16 protein-coding genes and 1 pseudogene are annotated in these 17,711 nt (G+C 74.5%); 4 read left to right on the top strand and 13 right to left on the bottom strand.

Translation table 11 applies throughout. The features are described 5' to 3' along the window. Window positions 1-10: 10 nt before the first annotated feature. Window positions 11-1,063, bottom strand: a complete 1,053-nt coding sequence (locus FHX36_RS19600) for a BMP family lipoprotein (protein ID WP_258372651.1) — start codon at window positions 1,061-1,063, stop codon at window positions 11-13. Between the two features lie 302 nt (window positions 1,064-1,365). Here FHX36_RS19600 and FHX36_RS19595 point away from each other — a divergent pair, with 302 nt between their 5' ends. Beyond that, the gene (locus tag FHX36_RS19595; RefSeq protein ID WP_183514044.1) at window positions 1,366-2,778 is read left to right on the top strand and encodes a serine hydrolase; all 1,413 of its coding nucleotides are present in this window, start codon (window positions 1,366-1,368) and stop codon (window positions 2,776-2,778) included. 85 nt (window positions 2,779-2,863) lie between these two features. Here the strand turns inward: FHX36_RS19595 and FHX36_RS23145 are convergent. The 4 genes and pseudogenes from FHX36_RS23145 to hisC form a co-directional block, all read right to left on the bottom strand. Beyond that, a pseudogene (locus FHX36_RS23145) lies at window positions 2,864-3,616 on the bottom strand (YihY/virulence factor BrkB family protein); the annotation flags it as partial. A gap of 166 nt (window positions 3,617-3,782) precedes the next feature. Next, window positions 3,783-4,385 carry a 2'-5' RNA ligase family protein gene (locus FHX36_RS19590; RefSeq protein ID WP_110553537.1) on the bottom strand — a complete coding sequence of 201 codons (603 nt, stop codon included), beginning with the start codon at window positions 4,383-4,385 and terminating at the stop codon, window positions 3,783-3,785. Beyond that, complete coding sequence (trpS, locus tag FHX36_RS19585; protein ID WP_110553539.1) at window positions 4,382-5,398, bottom strand: tryptophan--tRNA ligase; 1,017 nt, start codon at window positions 5,396-5,398, stop codon at window positions 4,382-4,384. Before trpS ends, FHX36_RS19590 begins: the two co-directional genes overlap by 4 nt. A 36-nt stretch (window positions 5,399-5,434) precedes the next feature. Then, entirely contained in the window at window positions 5,435-6,559 is a 1,125-nt protein-coding gene (gene hisC, locus FHX36_RS19580; protein WP_110553540.1) for a histidinol-phosphate transaminase, read from the bottom strand. A 60-nt stretch (window positions 6,560-6,619) separates the two neighbouring features. Here hisC and galE point away from each other — a divergent pair, with 60 nt between their 5' ends. Continuing rightward, window positions 6,620-7,627 carry a UDP-glucose 4-epimerase GalE gene (gene galE / locus FHX36_RS19575; protein WP_110553542.1) on the top strand — a complete coding sequence of 336 codons (1,008 nt, stop codon included), beginning with the start codon at window positions 6,620-6,622 and terminating at the stop codon, window positions 7,625-7,627. Here the strand turns inward: galE and FHX36_RS19570 are convergent. Continuing rightward, a complete protein-coding gene (locus FHX36_RS19570; RefSeq protein WP_110553544.1) occupies window positions 7,620-8,945 on the bottom strand; it encodes a hemolysin family protein in 1,326 nt (441 codons plus the stop codon). The genes galE and FHX36_RS19570 overlap by 8 nt on opposite strands. Before the next feature lie 179 nt (window positions 8,946-9,124). Here FHX36_RS19570 and FHX36_RS24050 point away from each other — a divergent pair, with 179 nt between their 5' ends. After that, window positions 9,125-9,958, top strand: a complete 834-nt coding sequence (locus FHX36_RS24050) for a CAP domain-containing protein (RefSeq protein ID WP_343056670.1) — start codon at window positions 9,125-9,127, stop codon at window positions 9,956-9,958. A 74-nt stretch (window positions 9,959-10,032) separates the two neighbouring features. Here the strand turns inward: FHX36_RS24050 and FHX36_RS19560 are convergent, their stop codons facing one another. The 5 genes from FHX36_RS19560 to FHX36_RS19540 all read right to left on the bottom strand — a co-directional run bounded on the left by FHX36_RS19560 (window position 10,033) and on the right by FHX36_RS19540 (window position 14,631). Then, complete coding sequence (locus FHX36_RS19560; RefSeq protein WP_343056669.1) at window positions 10,033-10,911, bottom strand: endonuclease domain-containing protein; 879 nt, start codon at window positions 10,909-10,911, stop codon at window positions 10,033-10,035. 195 nt (window positions 10,912-11,106) lie between these two features. Then, the gene (locus tag FHX36_RS19555) at window positions 11,107-12,321 is read right to left on the bottom strand and encodes an NADP-dependent isocitrate dehydrogenase (protein WP_110553452.1); all 1,215 of its coding nucleotides are present in this window, start codon (window positions 12,319-12,321) and stop codon (window positions 11,107-11,109) included. An 87-nt stretch (window positions 12,322-12,408) separates the two neighbouring features. Continuing rightward, a complete protein-coding gene (mdh, locus tag FHX36_RS19550; protein WP_110553453.1) occupies window positions 12,409-13,362 on the bottom strand; it encodes a malate dehydrogenase in 954 nt (317 codons plus the stop codon). 58 nt (window positions 13,363-13,420) lie between these two features. Further along, window positions 13,421-13,765 carry a DUF3017 domain-containing protein gene (locus FHX36_RS19545; protein ID WP_110553454.1) on the bottom strand — a complete coding sequence of 115 codons (345 nt, stop codon included), beginning with the start codon at window positions 13,763-13,765 and terminating at the stop codon, window positions 13,421-13,423. Next, complete coding sequence (locus tag FHX36_RS19540; protein WP_110553455.1) at window positions 13,762-14,631, bottom strand: bifunctional methylenetetrahydrofolate dehydrogenase/methenyltetrahydrofolate cyclohydrolase; 870 nt, start codon at window positions 14,629-14,631, stop codon at window positions 13,762-13,764. The genes FHX36_RS19545 and FHX36_RS19540 overlap by 4 nt, the downstream gene beginning before the upstream one ends. 96 nt (window positions 14,632-14,727) lie before the next feature. Here FHX36_RS19540 and FHX36_RS19535 point away from each other — a divergent pair, with 96 nt between their 5' ends. Further along, window positions 14,728-15,426, top strand: coding sequence for a hypothetical protein (locus tag FHX36_RS19535; RefSeq protein ID WP_221202974.1), 699 nt, complete (start codon window positions 14,728-14,730; stop codon window positions 15,424-15,426). A gap of 58 nt (window positions 15,427-15,484) precedes the next feature. Here FHX36_RS19535 and purH read toward each other — a convergent pair whose 3' ends face one another. Further along, complete coding sequence (purH, locus tag FHX36_RS19530; RefSeq protein ID WP_110553456.1) at window positions 15,485-17,035, bottom strand: bifunctional phosphoribosylaminoimidazolecarboxamide formyltransferase/IMP cyclohydrolase; 1,551 nt, start codon at window positions 17,033-17,035, stop codon at window positions 15,485-15,487. Further along, a complete protein-coding gene (purN, locus tag FHX36_RS19525; protein WP_183514043.1) occupies window positions 17,032-17,682 on the bottom strand; it encodes a phosphoribosylglycinamide formyltransferase in 651 nt (216 codons plus the stop codon). Before purN ends, purH begins: the two co-directional genes overlap by 4 nt. Between the last annotated feature and the right edge of the window lie 29 nt (window positions 17,683-17,711).

Below are 17,711 nucleotides of genomic sequence, written 5' to 3'. Positions count from 1 at the left end.
GACGAGCGGGTCACGGGGCCGTGGGGACCTCGATCTCGCCGTCGATGATCTGCTGGGCGAACTCGTCGATCTGGGTCTTGATGTCGTCGATGAAGCCGCCGGAGTAGGACAGGCCGACGCCCTCGGTCTCGAGGTCGTTGGTGATGTCCGTGCCGCCCTCGACGTTGCCCTCGCTGAAGTCGGTGATGAACGCCTCGACGGCGTTGTCGACCCGCTTGAGCATCGAGGTCATGATCACGGCCTGCTGGGCCGGGTCGTCGACCGTCTGGTACTGGTCGGAGTCGACGCCGATGGCGCGCTTGCCCGAGGCGGCAGCCGCCTCGAACACGCCGGTGCCCGAACCGCCGGCCGCGTGGTAGACGATGTCGGCGCCGGCGTCGAAGATGCCCTGGGCCACGATCTGGCCACGCGCCGGGTCGGAGAAGCCGCTGAAGTCACCAGCCGGCGAGATGTACTTGACGTCGACGGTGATGCCCGGCTTGGCAGCCTCGGCGCCGGCGGCGAAGCCGGCCTCGAAGGACTGGATCAGCGGGGTCTCGACGCCACCGACGAAGCCCACGTAGTTGGTGGTGCTCTTCAGCGCGGCAGCGACGCCGGCGAGGAACGAGCCCTCGTTGGCGGCGAACTGCAGGCCGGTCACGTTGCCCTCGCCGAGGTCGACACCGGTGGAGTCGATGATCGCGAAGGTGGTGTCCGGGAAGTCCGCGGCGATGTCGCTGATGATGTCGCCGTAGGCGAAGCCGACCGCGATGACCGGGTCGAAGCCCTGCTCGGCCAGCTGGGTGAGCAGCTCGGGCCGGTTGGAGGCGTCGTCGTTGGGCGACAGCTCCTGCACCTCGCCACCCAGGGAGGCGATCGCGGCCTCGACGCCGGCGTAGGCGGAGTCGTTGAACGACTTGTCGCCGCGGCCGCCGGTGTCGTACGCGAGCCCGATCCTCAGGTCGCCGCTGGCGCTGCTGCTCTCGCTGCTGCCGCCGCTCGCGCTGTCGTCCTCGTCGCTGGCGCAGGCCGCCAGGGCCATGCTCCCGGCCAGCAGCAGCGCTGCGGCCTTCATCCCACGCACTCGGCGCAAGACGGTCTCCTCTCTGAGAGGGCGCCGCCGGCCTCAGGCCGGCCGCGCCCCGGTGCGGTGTGTTCCAGGCTTCCCCCGCCGTCCGGCTCCGCCCGCTCCGAGCGGGCCGACCAGGCGACGGCGACCCCGGCACGCTAACTGCGGGTCCGGCACCCGTGGCGGCCCTCATCCGGATAGAGACCCGATCGTTGCCAACGGGCAACACCGGGCACACATCGCGGGCCCGGCCCTGAGACCGCGGACACAGCCGGGCTCGGCGGGACGTCCTCCGGCCGGCGGGTTAGCGTCCGGGAGTGCGCCGACCCCCTCCGCTGCGCCGACCGGCCGCCGCGCTGCTGGTCGCTGCGACGCTGCTGCTGGGCACGGCCGGACCGGCGCTCGCGGAGAGCAGCCGGCCGACCGTCGACCCGTCGGCGCCGACGCCGACCTCCCCCTACCCCGGCCCGCCGCCGCAGGGCAGCGCGCCCGACGGCAGCACGGTCGGCGGCGACGCGCTGGACACCCGCGGCCTGGTCACGGTCGCCGGGGCGCCGGCGCCGCCCCCCGGCATCGACGCCCGGGGCTGGCTGGTCGCCGACCTCGGCACCGGGGCGGTGCTGGGCGCGCAGGACCCGCACGGCCGCTACTACCCGGCCAGCACGCTCAAGACGCTGACCCTGCTCACCCTGGCCCCGACCCTCGACCACGCGCTCGTCGTGCAGGGCACCACCGAGGACGAGGCGATCGAGGGCAGCCGGGTCGGGCTGGTCAACGGCGGCCAGTACTCCGTCGACCTGCTGTTCCGGGCGCTGGTCATGCAGTCGGGCAACGACGCCGCCAACGCGCTGGCCCGCGCGGCCGGCGGGGTCGGGCCGACCCTGCAGGCGATGAACGCCACCGCCGAGCGGCTGGGCGCCTACGACACCGTCGCCGGGACGCCGTCCGGCCTGGACGTCGCCGGGCAGTCCTCCTCGCCCTACGACCTGGCGCTGATCATGCGGCAGCTGATCGCCGACCCGTACACCTCCGGGGTGCTGCAGACCCGCACGGCCGACATCCCGGCGGTCGAGGGCCGGGCCGCGGGCTACCAGATCCAGAACCAGGACACCCTGCTCTCCACCTACCCCGGGACCCTCGGCGGCAAGACGGGGTTCACCGACGCCGCCCGGCACACCTTCGTCGCGGCCGCCGAGCGCGGCGGCCGGCGGCTGGTGGTCAGCCTGATGCAGGCCGAGCGCCGGCCGGTGCACGAGCTGGAGCAGGCCACCCGGCTGCTGGACTGGGGGTTCAGCACCGCACCCGGTGCGGGCGGGATCGGCCGCCTGGTCGACCCCGGCGAGGTGCCGGCGACACCCGCCCCGACGACGAGCGCACCCGCGACGACCAAGGCCGCAGAGGCCACCGGGTCCGCGGCCGCCGGCAGCTCGGCGGCTCCCCGGTCGACCGCACCCTCCCCGGCAGCGAGCCCCGCCGACGACCCCTTCCCCGCGCTGCCCGTGGCGCTCGCCGGCGGGGCGCTGCTCGTCGTGGCCGCCACCGTGGTGGGCCGCCGGCGGGCGCTGCGACCGGCGCCGACCCCGGTCACTCCCCGGCGTCCACCCGGCGGGCCGCCGAGCGGGCCAGCGCCCGGGGCAGCAGCCGGCTCCCCGCCGCACCCGCCAGCGCACCGGCCGCCAGCAGACCCGCCGCCACCCGCAGCGGGCGGGGACCCGCGCCCCGCTCCCTGACCAGCGCGACGTCGGGCAGCGGGGTGGGCGCGGCCGGCCCGTGCGGCACCAGCGCGTGCGCGTGCTCGATCGACGGGATCGTCGCCGTCCACGACGCGGTGTAGAACGCGAACCGGGCCACCACGTTGATCCACACGATCAGGCCGACGAAGCCGCCGAGGGTCTGCGCGGTGACGTTCTGGCCGATCAGCGTCAGGTACCAGTTCCCGACGAGCTTGAGCACCTCGAAGCCCACGGCGCCGAACACCGCGCCGGGCAGCAGCTGCCGCACGCCGAAGGGGTTGCCCGGCACGCCCTTGAGCAGCCAGAGGAACACCAGGGTGTCCCCGGCCAGGGCCAGCGCGATGGCCACGGCGCCGGTGAGCAGGAAGGCGCCGGGCACCTCGTCGACGCCCAGCAGGCCCAGCACCCGGGACGACGCGGCGGTGGCACCGGTGGTGAGCGCGATGCTCAGCGCCCCGGCGGCACCGAGCCCGAGCAGCGCGCCGAGGTCCTTGAGCCGGTCGACCAGGAAGTCCGGCGGGTCCGGCCGGCCGCGCCAGACGACGTCCATGCCGACCCGCAGCTTGTCCACCGCCCCGAGCCCGACGAACAGGAAGCCGGCCAGGCCGATCAGGCCGAAGGTGGTGGCCCGGTCGATCGCCCCGCTGGCCTGCTCGGCGAGCTCGGCCCCGGTCGAGCCGGGGACGGCCTCCCGGATGGCGGTGACCAGCTGCTCCTCCAGCAGGGCGTTGCCGGAGAGCACGAAGCCGGCGATCGAGGCGACCAGCAGCAGCACCGGGAACAGCGCCAGGAACACGTAGTACGTGACCCCGGAGGCCAGCAGGTCGCCCTGCACCCGGTTGTAGCGACCGCCGGCGTGCACGAGGTGGTCCAGCCACGGCCGGCGGGCCCGCTGGCGGCGCAGCAGCCCGCGGGCCGCACCGACGGCGCGGCTGAACGGGTCGCTCACCGGGCCGAGTCTGCGTGCTGGCCGCCGGTCCCGCCCGGCGGCGGCCCGGGCGTTACGACCGCTGGGGGGCGCCGGTCAGCGGGTACTCGCGGGCGACGGCCCAGGCCCCGCCGGGGAGCTGCTCGAACTCGGTGAAGGAGGCGACCCGGAACTCTGCCTCGAGGTCGGACAGCCCGGCCGAGGCCATGTCCAGCATGTCCGCCGGGACGTCGTGGGCCACGGTCACGTGCGGGTGGTACGGGAAGGCCAGCGGGCGCGCCAGCGGCCCGGTGCGGACGTCGGAGGCGATGCGCTCGCACTCGGCCATCCCGCGCGCCACGGCGACGTAGACCACCTCGGACACCGGCCGGAAGGTGGCCGTGCCGGCCAGGTGCATGTCGAACGGCGGGTGCACCGCTGCCACCCGCGCCAGGTGGTCGCTGATCGCCGGGCGCTGGCCGACCGGCACCTCGGTGGGCGGCAGCAGGGTCACGTGCGGCGGGACCAGCGTCGCCTGCGGGTCGCCGCACTTGCCGCGCCACTCGACCAGCAGCTGGGCCCACGGTTCGGGGACCGACAGCACGACGCCGAGGACGGCGGTCTCCGGCGACGTCCGCGCCGCGTCGCCCGGGCGGTGGATGAACGTGTCGTCGGCGCGGAGCGGCCGGCCGGTCACGTGACCGGTCCCCCGCCGGCCGGCAGGAAGCCCACCCGGTCGTACACCGCGGCCAGCGTCGGCGCGGCCACCTCGCGGGCCCGCGCGGCGCCGGCGGCCAGCACCCGCTCCAGCTCGGCGGTGTCGGCCAGCAGCTCCGCGGTGCGCGCCTGGACCGGCGCGAGCGCGTCGGTGACGACCTCGGCGAGCTCCTTCTTCAGGTCGCCGTAGCCGCGGCCGGCGAAGTGCTCCTCGAGCTGGGGCACGGTCTGCCCCGACAGCGCCGCGTGGATCGTCAGCAGGTTCGTGACGCCGGGCTTGCCGGCCGGGTCGGCGACGACCTCGCGGCCGGTGTCGGTGACCGCGGAGCGGATCTTCTTGGCGGTCACCTTGGGGTCGTCGAGCAGGTTCACGCAGCCGGCCGGGGGCAGGCTCTTGCTCATCTTCTTGTCCGGCATCTGCAGGTCCAGCACCTTGGCCGCGCCCGGCGGGATGTAGGCCTCGGGCAGCGTGAAGGTCGGGCCGAACCGGTTGTTGAACCGGGTGGCCAGGTCGCGGGTCAGCTCCAGGTGCTGGCGCTGGTCCTCGCCGACCGGCACCCGCTGCGCCTGGTAGAGCAGGATGTCGGCGGCCTGCAGCACCGGGTAGGTGAACAGCCCGACGCTGGTGCCCGTCGTCCCCTGGCGCTGGCTCTTGTCCTTGAACTGGGTCATCCGGCTGGCCTCGCCGAAGCCGGTCATGCACTGCAGCACCCAGCCCAGCTGGGCGTGCTCGGGCACGTGGCTCTGCACGAACAGGGCGCTGCGATCCGGGTCGACGCCCAGCGCCAGCAGCTGGGCGGCGGAGACGAGGGTGCGCCGGCGCAGCGTGGCCGGGTCCTGCTCGACGGTGATGGCGTGCAGGTCGACGACGCAGTAGAAGGCGTCGTGGTCGTCCTGCAGGGCGACCCACTGCTTCAGCGCACCCAGGTAGTTGCCGAGGTGGAAGGAGTCCGCCGTCGGCTGGATGCCGGACAGCACGCGGGGAAGTGGCACGTCCCGTATCGAACCACGCGCCCCACGCGTCACGGCTCAGGAGCCCGCAGCTCCGACAGGCTCGCTGGTCAGGACGGCGTCCAGCGCGCCGAGGAAGACGTCGTCCTCCTCCGGCGTCCCGACCGACACCCGCAGGCCCTCGCCGGCGAACGGCCGGGTGATCACCGCGCGCGCCTCCAGGGCCGCGGCGACCGCCGCGGTGCGCTCCCCCAGCGGCAGCCAGACGAAGTTCGCCTGGCTGTCGGCCACCGCCAGGCCGCGGCCGCGCAGCTCCCCGGTCAGCCGGGTGCGCTCGGCCACCACGGCGGCGCAGCGCTGCCGCACCTCGTCCTCGCTGGCCAGGGCGGCCACCGCGGCGGCCTGCGCCAGGCTGGAGACGCTGAACGGCACGTGGGTGCGGCGGACGGCGTCGGCCACCGCCGGGTCCTCGGCCAGCAGGTAGCCCACCCGCAGCCCGGCCAGGCCCCAGGCCTTGGAGAACGTGCGGAGCACCGCCACGTTGGGCCGCCCGCGCATCAGCTCCACGCCGTCGGGCACCTCCGGGTCGGTGACGAACTCGCGGTAGGCCTCGTCCAGCACGACCAGCGTCGTGTCCGGCACCTCGTCCAGGAACCGCTCCAGCTCGGCCCGCCGGACCGCCGTCCCGGTGGGGTTGTTCGGGTTGCAGACGAACACCAGCCGGGTGCTTCCGTCGACCGCGGCGGCCAGCCCGGCCAGGTCGTGGGTGTCCGGCGCACCGCCGTCGGTGCCCGGCACGAGCGGCACCTGCTGGGTGGCCGCCCCGGCGACCTGGGCGAGCAGCGGGTACATCTCGAAGGACCGCCAGGCGAAGGCGATGCTGGTGCCCGGCTCGGTGTAGGCCTGCGCCAGCTGCTGGCAGACGGTGACCGCGCCGCAGCCGACGGCGACCTGCTCGGTGCCCACGCCGTACCGGTCGGCCAGCGCCGCGGTGAGCACGGTCGCGCCGTTGTCCGGGTAGCGGTTGGTCTCGCCGGCGGTCGCCGCGATGGCCTGCAGGACGGCGGGCAGCGGCGGGAAGGCGACCTCGTTGCTGGCCAGCTTGACCGCCCGGTCGACCCCGATCTCGCGGGCCAGGTCGGCGGGGTTGCGGCCGGGCCGGTAGGCCGGCATCGCGGCGACGGCGGGGCGTGCGCTGACCACGAGGGGCTCCTCCTCCGCGCGGGCGGCCGCCCCCGGGAGGGTGCTGTCTAGGCTCGCACCATGCGCGTTCTCGTCACCGGCGGCGCCGGGTACATCGGCAGCGTAGTCACCGCGGCCCTGCTGGACGGCGGCCACGAGGTCACCGTGCTCGACGACCTGAGCACCGGCCACGAGGACGCCGTCCCCGAGGGCGCGACCTTCGTCCAGGCCCGGCTGCAGGACTCCGCGCCGGTGCTGGCCGACGTCCGCCCGGAGGCGGTGCTGCACTTCGCGGCGAAGAGCCTGGTGGGCGAGAGCCAGCAGTCACCCGAGCTGTACTGGGAGAACAACGTCGGCGGCTCGCTGGCGCTGCTGGAGGCGATGCGGGCCGCCGACTGTCGGCGGATCGTGTTCTCCTCCACCGCGGCGACCTACGGCGAGCCCGACGAGGTGCCGATCCCGGAGACCGCGCCGACCCGGCCGACCAACACCTACGGGGCCAGCAAGCTCGCCGTCGACGCGATGCTCACCTCCTACGCGGCCGCACACGCCTTCGCCGCGGTGAGCCTGCGGTACTTCAACGTCGGCGGCGCCGCCTACGGGCGCGGCGAGCGGCACGCCACCGAGACCCACCTCATCCCGATCGCGCTGCAGGTCGCCGCGGGCACCCGCGAGGCGCTCACCGTCTACGGGCAGGACTACCCGACCCCCGACGGCACGTGCATCCGCGACTACGTGCACGTGGCGGACCTCGCCGCCGCCCACCTGCTCGCGCTGCCCGCCCCCGCGGCCGGTGAGCACCGGGTCTACAACCTGGGCAGCGGCACCGGGTTCTCGGTGCAGGAGATGGTCAACGCGGTGCGCACGGTCACCGGGCACCCGCTGCCGGTCGTCGTCGGTGACCGGCGCCCCGGCGACCCGGCCCGGCTGGTGGCCAGCTCGGCCCGCATCCACGCCGACCTGGGCTGGACGCCGGTGCACACCGAGCTGACCGAGATCGTCGCCGACGCCTGGTCGTTCATGAAGGACCTCCCTGCCCCCCACCACTCGCGAGCTCGTGGCGGGACCCTGCAGGAAGGCCTCAGCTAGCGCTCGCCTCTGCCGCGGTCTCGTCGGCGGGCTGGGGGGCGGCGCTGACCGAGATCCGGGCGATCCGCCGTCCGTCGAGCTCCAGCACGGTCAGCGTGCGGCCCTCGACGCCCACCGTGTCGCCGACCACCGGCAGCCGGCCGAGGTGGGCCAGCACGTAGCCGGCGACCGTCTCGTACGGGCCCTCGGGCAGCTGCAGGCCGGTCGCCTCGGCGAAGTCGTCGAGGTTCCACAGGCCGTCGACCTCGTGCGGGCCCTCGGCGGGCTCGTCGTTGTCGGGGGTGACGTCCTCGTCGTACTCGTCGTAGATGTCGCCGATGACCTCCTCGATGAGGTCCTCGAGGGTGACGATGCCGTCGGTGCCGCCGTACTCGTCGACCACGATCGCGAAGTGCCGGTTCTCCTTGCGCATCTGCGACAGGGCGGTGAGCACCCCGGCCGTGCCGGGCAGCTGCTTGACCTCGCGCACCAGGTCACCGACGGTCGCCGCACGGCCGGCCGGGTGGTTGGGCAGCAGCAGGTCGCGGACGTGCACGAAGCCCACCACGTCGTCCTCGTTGCGGCCGGCGACCGGGTAGCGCGACCAGCTGGAGTCGGCGACCTGCTTGGCCGCCCGGCTGGCGGTCATGCTCGCCTCGAGGAAGTGCACCTCGGTGCGGGGGGTCATCACCTCGCGCACCTCGCGGTCGCCGGCCCTGAAGACCTCGTCGATGAGCCGGCGCTCGTCGCTGGACAGCGACTCGTGCGCCGCGACCAGGTCGCGCAGCTCCTCCTGGCTGATCGACTCGCCGCTGGCCTTGGGGTCGCCGCCGAGCAGCCGCACCAGCACGTTGGTGGACTGGGAGAGGAACCAGATGATCGGCCGGAACAGCTTGGCGATGGCGTTGAGAGGTGCCGCGACGATCAGCGAGAAGCCCTCGGCGCGCTGCAGGGCGAGCCGCTTGGGCGTGAGCTCGCCGACGACCAGCGACAGGTAGCTGATCGCGATGGTCACCGCGACGAAGGCGAGCGGGTCGGCCAGGCTGCGCGACAGCCCGAGGCCGGTGACGCCCCAGTCGGCCAGCGGCCCGGAGAGCGTGCTGGCACCGAACGCGGCGGAGAAGAAGCCGGCGAGGGTGACGCCCACCTGGACGGCGGCGAGGAACTGGTTCGGGTCACCGAGCAGCTTGTTCAGCGCCTGACCGCGGCGGCCGGTCTCGGCCAGCGCTCGGACCTGCGACTCGCGGAGGGAGACCAGCGCGATCTCGGCGCCGGAGAACGCACCGCCGATCAGCACGAACGCGATCACCATGACGATGTTGAGCCAAACGTCGCTCACGAGCGGCGTGCGCCTCCAAGCTGTGGTGCTGCGACGGGACGATCCCGAGGCGGACAACGGTAGTGGCTGCGACCGGGCGCAGACCCCGGAGCATCAACTCCCCCCACCCCGCCGGGTGTTCCTGCGTGACGAAGCCGATGACCGTCCGCGCACGGCTACCCTCGGCCAGGTAACGATTCGTGACCTCTCGTGAGGACGACGCCGTGCACCACCGCCCCATCCCGCCGCCCTCCCTGTGGTCCCGGGTCCGCAGCCGCCCGCTGTGGGCCCCGCTGCTGCTGGCCTGCGTGGTCGCGGCGGTCGCCCTCACCGCCGCCGTCGGCGGTGGCCGGCTCCCCGGGCTGAGCGACGCCTCGAGCACGACGGACGCCCCGCGCGCCGAGGCGGCCGCCCCGCCGAGCACCGCCGCCGTCCCGACCAGCTCCTCCGCCGCCCCGACGGTCGTCGTCCCGCCGACGACGGAGGTCGCACCCACCCCGGCGCCGGTGGCGACGACGACGGAGGCCACCCCGCCGCCGGCCGCGCCGGAGCCCGAGGCCGAGCCCGAGCCGGAGGAGACGACCCCCGCCCCGGCTCCTGCTCCGGCCCCTGCGCCCGTGCCCGCCCCCGCTCCTCCGGTGGCCGCGGCGGCACCGGCCCCCGGGCCCGAGGGTGCGGTGCTCGCGCTGGTCAACACCGAGCGGGCGGCCGCGGGGTGCCCGGCGGTGCGCGCGGACGAGGCCCTGGCCGCCGTCGCCCGGGCGCACAGCGCCGACATGCGCGACCGCGGCTTCTTCTCCCACGTCAACCCCGAGGGGCTGGACCCCTTCGCCCGCGCCCGGGCCGCCGGGGTGGGGAACGCGCGGGCCGAGAACATCGCCTACGGGCAGCCCGACGCCGCAGCGGTGATGACCGCGTGGATGAACAGCAGCGGCCACCGCCGCAACATCCTGGACTGCAGCCTGCGCACGCTCGGGGTGGGTGTCGCCCAGGGCGCCGGCGGCCCGTGGTGGACCCAGCTCTTCGGCTCCTGACACCTCCCGGTCGCTGATCACCTCCCGCTGAGCGCTGCCTCCCGCACCCCCAGACGACCATGAGCGGGAGGTGATCACCCGAGCGCGCTGCGGATGCGGACGACCAGCTCGTCGGGCCGGCGCAGGTCCGCGGCGGTCACGAACAGCACCCGCCAACCGGCGGCGGTCAGGGCGTTCAGCCGCTGCCGGTCACGGGCGAACTGGCCGGGCTCGGCATGCCACAGCCCGTCGTACTCCAGCGCGAGCCGGCGTTCCGGCCACGCGAAGTCCACGCGAGCGACGAACCGGCCGGCGTCCTCGACCCGGTGCTGGGCGACGGGCTCCGGCAGCCCGCCTCCGCGCAGCAGCAGCCGAAGCCGGGTCTCCTGCGGGGACTCGGCGAGGCCGTCGGCCGCGGCGGCAGCCGCCCGGGCACGGGCGGAACCGCGGACCCGGGACAGCGCTCCAGCAGCCGCCCGCACCGCGGTCAGCTCGGCCACGCCCGCGTGCACCAGCCGGTCGACGAGCACGACCGCCTCCACCGGCGGCTCGCGGCGCGCCAGGTCGACCGCCGTCCGGACGCCGGACGTCCAGCGCAGCCAGGGGCCACGGCCCACGACGTCCCCGTCGAGCGGCGCGGTTCGCACCACCAGGCCAGGCTGGGGATGCCACCGCACGCCCGGCGGGAGCACGACCTCCACCGGGAGGTCCACCGGGGCCACGTCGACCAGGCCGTGCAGCTCCGCGGCCGTGCGACCCCCCAGCGCCGCCCCCGCCGGCATGACGAGGCACGCGCCGCGGGCGTGCAACCGGTGGGTGTCGGGCTGCTCCGCGTCGGCGTAGACGTCCTCCCGCAGGCGCCGCCACGCGCTGCTGCGCAGCTGGGCCCGGGTCAGCAACCCGGTCCTCACCGCCCATGTCCCCCGGAACACCGTGCCCACCAGGACGTCCGGGCGGGCAGCGGTCCGTGGCACCCGAGCAGCCTGGCCGACGGCCGCCGTGTGCCGCTGTCGCCGTCCACAGGCGTGATCACCCCCCGCTGGTGGTCGTCACCACCGCCGGGAGACAGCCGTGAGCGGGAGGTGATCACGTCGCCACGCCTCACCCCCCGGACGCACGACGGCCCCCGCACCCGGGTGGGTGCGGGGGCCGTCAGGCAGCCGCCTGCCTCAGGCCATGGCCTTCGTCAGGTTGGTGTCGATCGCCGCCAGGAAGTCCTGGGTGGTCAGCCACGGGCTGTCCTTGGAGATCAGCAGCGCGAGGTCCTTGGTCATCTGGCCACTCTCGACGGTGTCGATGCAGACCTTCTCCAGGGTCTCGGCGAACCGGGTCACCTCGGGGGTGCCGTCGAGCTTGCCGCGGTGGGCCAGGCCCCGGGTCCAGGCGAAGATCGACGCGATCGGGTTGGTCGACGTCTCCTTGCCCTGCTGGTGCTGGCGGTAGTGCCGGGTCACCGTGCCGTGCGCGGCCTCGGCCTCGACCGTGCGGCCGTCCGGGGTCGCCAGCACCGAGGTCATCAGGCCGAGCGAGCCGAAGCCCTGCGCCACGGTGTCGGACTGCACGTCACCGTCGTAGTTCTTGCACGCCCAGACGTAGCCGCCCTCCCACTTGAGCGAGGCGGCGACCATGTCGTCGATGAGCCGGTGCTCGTAGGTGATGCCGGCTTCCTTGAACTTGTCGGCGAACTCGGTCTGGAAGACCTCCTCGAAGATGTCCTTGAAGCGGCCGTCGTAGGCCTTCAGGATCGTGTTCTTCGTGGACAGGTAGACCGGGTAGCCGCGCGCCAGGCCGTAGTTCAGCGAGGCGTAGGCGAAGTCGCGGATCGAGGCGTCGAGGTTGTACATGCCCATCACGACGCCCGGGCCGGGGGTCTGGAAGACCTCGTGCTCGATCGGCGCGGAGCCGTCCTTGGGGGTGTAGGTCAGCGTCAGGGTGCCCTCGCCGGGGAACCGGAAGTCCGTGGCCCGGTACTGGTCGCCGTAGGCGTGACGGCCGACGATGATCGGCTTGGTCCAGCCCGGCACCAGCCGCGGCACGTTCTGCATGATGATCGGCTCGCGGAAGATGACACCGCCGAGGATGTTGCGGATCGTCCCGTTGGGCGAGCGGTACATGCGCTTGAGGCCGAACTCCTCGACCCGCGCCTCGTCCGGGGTGATGGTGGCGCACTTGACGCCCACGCCGTGCTGCTTGATCGCGTTCGCCGCGTCGACCGTGACCTGGTCGTCGGTGGCGTCGCGGTGCTCGATGCCCAGGTCGTAGTACTCGAGGTCGACGTCGAGGTACGGGAGGATCAGCTGGTCCTTGATGAACTGCCAGATGATCCGGGTCATCTCGTCGCCGTCGAGCTCGACGACCTTGCCCTCGACCTTGATCTTGCTCACAGACTTCTTCTCCTTCTGCTCTTGTGGCTCCGCTGCAGGATCCCGCCGCGAGCGTGCGAGCGGTGGGGGGGGCAGTGGGGTCCTTCTTCAGAGGTCGGCCACGTCGGCCTGCTTGGCGCGCACGGCCTCAGCCGCCTCGCGCAGGCCCGCCAGCTCACTGTCGGACAGGTCGCCCTCGACGACCTTCCGCACTCCCTCACGGCCGATCTCGGCCTCGACCCCGAGGTAGACCCCGGAGATGCCGTACTCGCCGTCCACCCAGGCGCAGACCGGCATGACCGCGCCGGAGTCCTCGATCACCGCGCGGGCCATCCGGGCCGCGGCCGCCGAGGGCGCGTAGTACGCCGAGCCGGTCTTCAGCAGCGCGACGACCTCGGCACCGCCGTTGCGGGTGCGGTCGACGAGGTGCGCGATCCGGTCGGCGGGCAGCACGTCGGCCAGCGGCTTGCCGTCGACGGTGCAGCGCGAGGGGACCGGCACCATCGTGTCGCCGTGCGAGCCGAGGGTCAGGGTGCGCACCGAGCCGACCGGGACGCCGAGCTCCTCGGCGACGTTGTTGGTGAACCGCGCGGTGTCGAGCATCCCGGCCTGGCCCATCACCCGGCCCCTGGGGAAGCCGGTGGCCAGCTGCGCCAGCGCGGTCATCTCGTCCAGCGGGTTGGACACCACGATGACGACGGCGTCCGGCGAGGTCTGCGCGACGTTCTCGGCGACCTGGCGGACGATGCCGGCGTTGGTCTCGATGAGGTCCATCCGGCTCATGCCGGGCTTGCGCGGCAGGCCGGCGGTGATCACCACGACGTCGGAGCCCTCGGTGCCGGCGTAGGAGCCGCCCCCGATGCCGACGACCCGGGTCTCGAAGCCCTCGATCGCGCGGGACTGGTTGATGTCCAGCGCCAGCCCCTCGGGCTTGCCCTCGACGATGTCGGTGAGCACGACCGTGTCGAAGACGTCGTACTCCGCGAGGCGCAACGCGGTGGTCGAGCCGTAGAAACCGGCACCGACGACGGTCACCTTGCCGTTCCGGGCCCGCTCTGCCATGACCGCAAACCTAGCCCCGGGCGCCGTCGTCCGGCCATGCGGGGCCGCCGCCCACCACTCAGGTGGGCGGGATGGCCAGCACGATGAGGGCCACGGCGAGCCCGACCCCGAGGGTGAGGGTGACGTCGACCGGCCGGCTCCGGACGGCGAGGAAGCCGATCCGGCGCACCGGCAGGAACATCCGGAACAGGCCGGCCACGACGAGCCCGAGCGCCATCAGCAGCAGCCCGCTGCGCCACCGCTCGACCGCGACGAGCAGCAGGCCCAGCCCGACCATCACGATCACCAGCAGCAGCGGCCACTGGCGCAGGAACCCGGCCAGCAGCGGACGGCGCAGGTACAGCGGGGGGCGCTGCGGCTGCACCCCGCGCTGGCCCGGCGCCGGGCGGGCCGGGCCGGTCATGCGGTGAGCACCTCGGCCGCGGCGGCCTGCTCGGCGGCCAGGACGACGTTGGCCAGCAGCATCGCCCGGGTCATCGGGCCCACGCCGCCGGGGTTGGGGGCCACCCAGCCGGCCACCTCGCGGACGTCGGCGGCGACGTCACCGGCGATCTTCCCGTCGACCCGGCTCACGCCGACGTCGAGCACCGCGGCACCGGGCTTGACCATGCCGGCGGTGACCAGCCCCGGCACACCGGCCGCGGCGACCACGATGTCGGCGGTCCGGGTGTGCGCGGCCAGGTCGCGAGTGCCGGTGTGGCAGAGGGTCACGGTGGCGTTCTCGGTGCGGCGGGTGAGCAGCAGCCCGAGCGGCCGGCCCACCGTGATGCCGCGGCCGACGACCACCACCTCGGCGCCGGCGAGCGGGACGTCGTGGCGGCGCAGCAGCTCGACGATGCCGAGCGGGGTGCAGGGCAGCGGGCCGGGCACGCCGAGGACCAGCCGCCCCAGGTTGACCGGGTGCAGCCCGTCGGCGTCCTTGGCCGGGTCGATGCGCTCCAGGACGGCGCTCTCGTCGATGCCCCGCGGGAGGGGCAGCTGCACGATGTAGCCGGTGCACGCCGGGTCGGCGTTCAGCTCGTCGACGACGGCGAGGACCTCGGCCAGGTCGGCGGTGGCGGGCAGCTCCCGCTGGATGCTGGCGATGCCGACCTGCGCGCAGTCGGAGTGCTTCGCCGAGACGTACCACCGGCTGCCCGGGTCGTCGCCGACCAGCAGCGTGCCCAGCCCCGGGCGACGTCCGGCCGCCGCCAGGCCGGCCACCCGTTCGGTGAGCTCGGCCCGGATCGCCGCCGCGGTCACCCTTCCGTCCAGAGTCGTCGCCGCCACGTGGTGCAGTCTGCCCGACGACGCCGTCGGCCCTAGGCTCGACGGCACCGAGAGGCGCCCGGACCCGCCGTGGTCCGCGCGTGGAGGAGGCCCCGGATGAGCGAGCCCGACCGCCGGTACGACGACCCGAACGGCAGCACCGCGTTCCCCGGCCGGCCGCTGGCCGACCAGCCGACGGAGGTCGTGCACCCCGGCGGAGCCGATCCCCGATACGACACGGTGGTGGGCGGCACCGCCCCGTACCCCTCGCCCCGGCCGCCGGACACCGGGCAGCCCGAGATCTGGGACCAGGCCGCGACCGACCAGCAGTGGGACGACGGGACGTCGACCCAGCCCGACTACCGCGACGCCCCGGTGCTGGTGCGCCGCGCGGACACCCTCGCCGGGCTGCTGCTGCTCCTGGCGGGCATCGCCGCCGGGGTCAGCCTGCTCGTCGTGTGGGTGAACGGCGGCGGGACCGGCCTGGACCTGGTGACCGACGGCATCGACGACCTGGGCGACCCGCAGCGGCTGGACGACCGGGACACCTGGGAGCCGCTGGCGGTGGTGTTCGGCGGCGCGGCGCTGTTCGTGCTCGGGCTGCTGGCGTTCGTCCCGGCCAAGAGCCACCGGTTCCTGGGCGTGCTGGCCCTGCTGGTGAGCCTGGTGGTGGCCGCCGCGGTGCTGGTGCCGCTGGCCGATGCCAACTGGGACGTGCAGCGCTGGGCGGTCGGCGGCTGGTTCACCGTCGCGGTGGCCGGCCTCGGGTTCCTCGGCGCGCTCAAGGCGCTGATGACCCACCCCCGGCTGCGCTGACCCAGGCGACACGCTGGAACGGCCCCGCTGCGGGGGTGGGGGGCAGCGGGGCCCCCGTTCAGTGCGCGAAGTGCCGGGTGCCGGTGAGGTACAGGGTCACCCCGGCGGCCTCCGCGGCCGCGACGACCTCCTCGTCGCGCATCGAGCCGCCGGGCTGGACGACGGCCTTCACCCCGGCGTCCAGCAGCACCTGCAGGCCGTCGGCGAAGGGGAAGAACGCGTCGGAGGCGGCGACCGAGCCGGCGGCCCGCTCACCGGCCCGGGCGACGGCGAGCTTGGCCGAGTCGACCCGGTTGACCTGGCCCATGCCCACGCCGACGGTGGCCTTGTCGCTGGCCAGCAGGATCGCGTTGCTCTTCACCGCGCGCACCGAGCGCCAGGCGAAGACCAGGTCGTCGAGGCCCGCGGCGTCCACCGGCTGACCGGTGGCGAGCGTCCAGCTGGTCGGGTCGTCGCCGGGGGCGTCGATCCGGTCGGCGGTCTGCAGCAGCAGCCCGCCGCTGACCGGCCGCAGCTCCACCGACAGCCGGGGCGCGGTCGGCATCTGCAGCAGCCGGATGTTCTTCTTCTGGGTGAGCACGCCGAGGGCGTCCTCGGTGAACGACGGCGCGACGACGACCTCGGTGAACACCTCGGCGACCTGCTCGGCGAGGGTCAGGTCGACCTCGCGGTTGGCCGCGATCACGCCACCGAAGGCCGAGACCGGGTCGCAGGCGTGCGCCTTGCGGTGCGCTGCCGCGATGTCGGCACCGACGGCGATCCCGCACGGGTTGGCGTGCTTGATGATCGCCACGCAGGGGTCGTCGTGGTCGTGCGCGGCGCGCCAGGCGGCGTCGGTGTCGATGTAGTTGTTGTAGGACATCGGCTTGCCGTGCAGCTGCTCGGCGTCGGCCAGCCCGGGCTGACCGCTGCGGTACAGCGCGGCGCCCTGGTGCGGGTTCTCGCCGTAGCGCAGCACGTCGGCGCGCTCCCAGCTCCCGCCCACCCAGGCCGGGAAGCCGCTCTCGTCGTCCGGGGCCAGCACGTTGCCCATCCAGGACGCGACCGCGACGTCGTAGGCGGCGGTGTGCCGGAACGCCTCGGCGGCCAGGCCCTGCCGCTGGGAGAGGGTGAAGCCGCCGGCGCCGACCGCATCGACGACCTCGTCGTAGCGGCCCGGGTCGACGACGACCGCCACCGACGGGTGGTTCTTCGCGGCCGCGCGCACCATCGCCGGGCCGCCGATGTCGATCTGCTCGATGCACTCGTCGGGCGAGGCGCCCGAGGCCACCGTGTCGCTGAACGGGTAGAGGTTGACCACCACGAGGTCGAACGGCGCGATGCCCAGCTCCTCGAGCTGGCGCACGTGGTCGGGCTTGCGCCGGTCGGCCAGGATCCCGGCGTGCACCGACGGGTGCAGCGTCTTCACCCGGCCGTCGAGCGCCTCGGGGAAGCCGGTGACCTGCTCCACCGGCGTCACCGGCAGGCCGGCGGCGGCGATCCGGGCCGCGGTGGCCCCGGTGCTGACCAGCTCGACGCCGGCCGCGGCGAGCCCTCGGGCCAGTTCCTCGATCCCGTTCTTGTCGTAGACGCCGAGCAGCGCGCGGCGGACGGGGATGCGGTCACTCATCGGGTGCTCTCCTCGGTGGGTACGACGGTCGGGGGCAGCCCGGCGGCCACCAGGCCGGCCAGGGTCTGCACCAGGAGCTCGCGCTCCTCGGTCTTGATCCGCTCGTGCAGGGTGGCCTCGTCGTCGCCGGGCAGCACCGGTACCGGCCGCTGCGCGAGCACCGGGCCGGTGTCGACGCCGGCGTCGACGAGGTGGACGGTCGCGCCGGTGGTGGTGACCCCGGCGGCCAGGGCGTCCCGGACGGCGTGCGCGCCGGGGAAGGCGGGCAGCAGCGCCGGGTGGGTGTTGACCACCCGGCCGGGGAAGGCGCCCAGCACGGCGGGGCCCAGCAGCTTCATGAACCCGGCCGAGACCACCCAGTCCGGACGGCGGGCGGTGAGCTCGGCGGCCAGCGCCCGGTCCCAGGCGGCGCGGTCGGGGTGGTCGCCCAGCGCGGTCACGAAGGTCTCCACGCCGTGCGCGGCGGCGTGCGCGAGGCCGCCGGCGTCCGGGCGGTCAGCGCCGACGGCGACGACCTCGAACGGGGCCCCCGGTGCGGCCGCGGCGGCCAGCAGGGCGGCGAAGAGGCTCCCGGTGCCGGACAGCAGGACGACGACCCGCGACCGGACGGGGCGGGACCGCGGGACGGCGGGCGCGTCGGCGGACACGCAAGGACCCTAGCTGCGCGCCCTCGGCC

It is taken from the genome of Modestobacter versicolor, from assembly GCF_014195485.1.
GTDB classification, from domain to species: domain Bacteria; phylum Actinomycetota; class Actinomycetes; order Mycobacteriales; family Geodermatophilaceae; genus Modestobacter; species Modestobacter versicolor.
This window is presented reverse-complemented; position numbering and strand designations above follow the sequence as displayed.

Excerpts from the sequence above, each read along its gene's own strand:
- galE (WP_110553542.1), top strand. The coding sequence starts at position 6,620 with ATGCGCGTTCTCGTCACCGGCGGCGCCGGGTACATCGGCAGCGTAGTC.
- mdh (WP_110553453.1), bottom strand. The coding sequence starts at position 13,362 with ATGGCAGAGCGGGCCCGGAACGGCAAGGTGACCGTCGTCGGTGCCGGT.
- FHX36_RS19545 (WP_110553454.1), bottom strand. The coding sequence starts at position 13,765 with ATGACCGGCCCGGCCCGCCCGGCGCCGGGCCAGCGCGGGGTGCAGCCG.
- FHX36_RS19535 (WP_221202974.1), top strand. The coding sequence starts at position 14,728 with ATGAGCGAGCCCGACCGCCGGTACGACGACCCGAACGGCAGCACCGCG.
- purH (WP_110553456.1), bottom strand. The coding sequence starts at position 17,035 with ATGAGTGACCGCATCCCCGTCCGCCGCGCGCTGCTCGGCGTCTACGAC.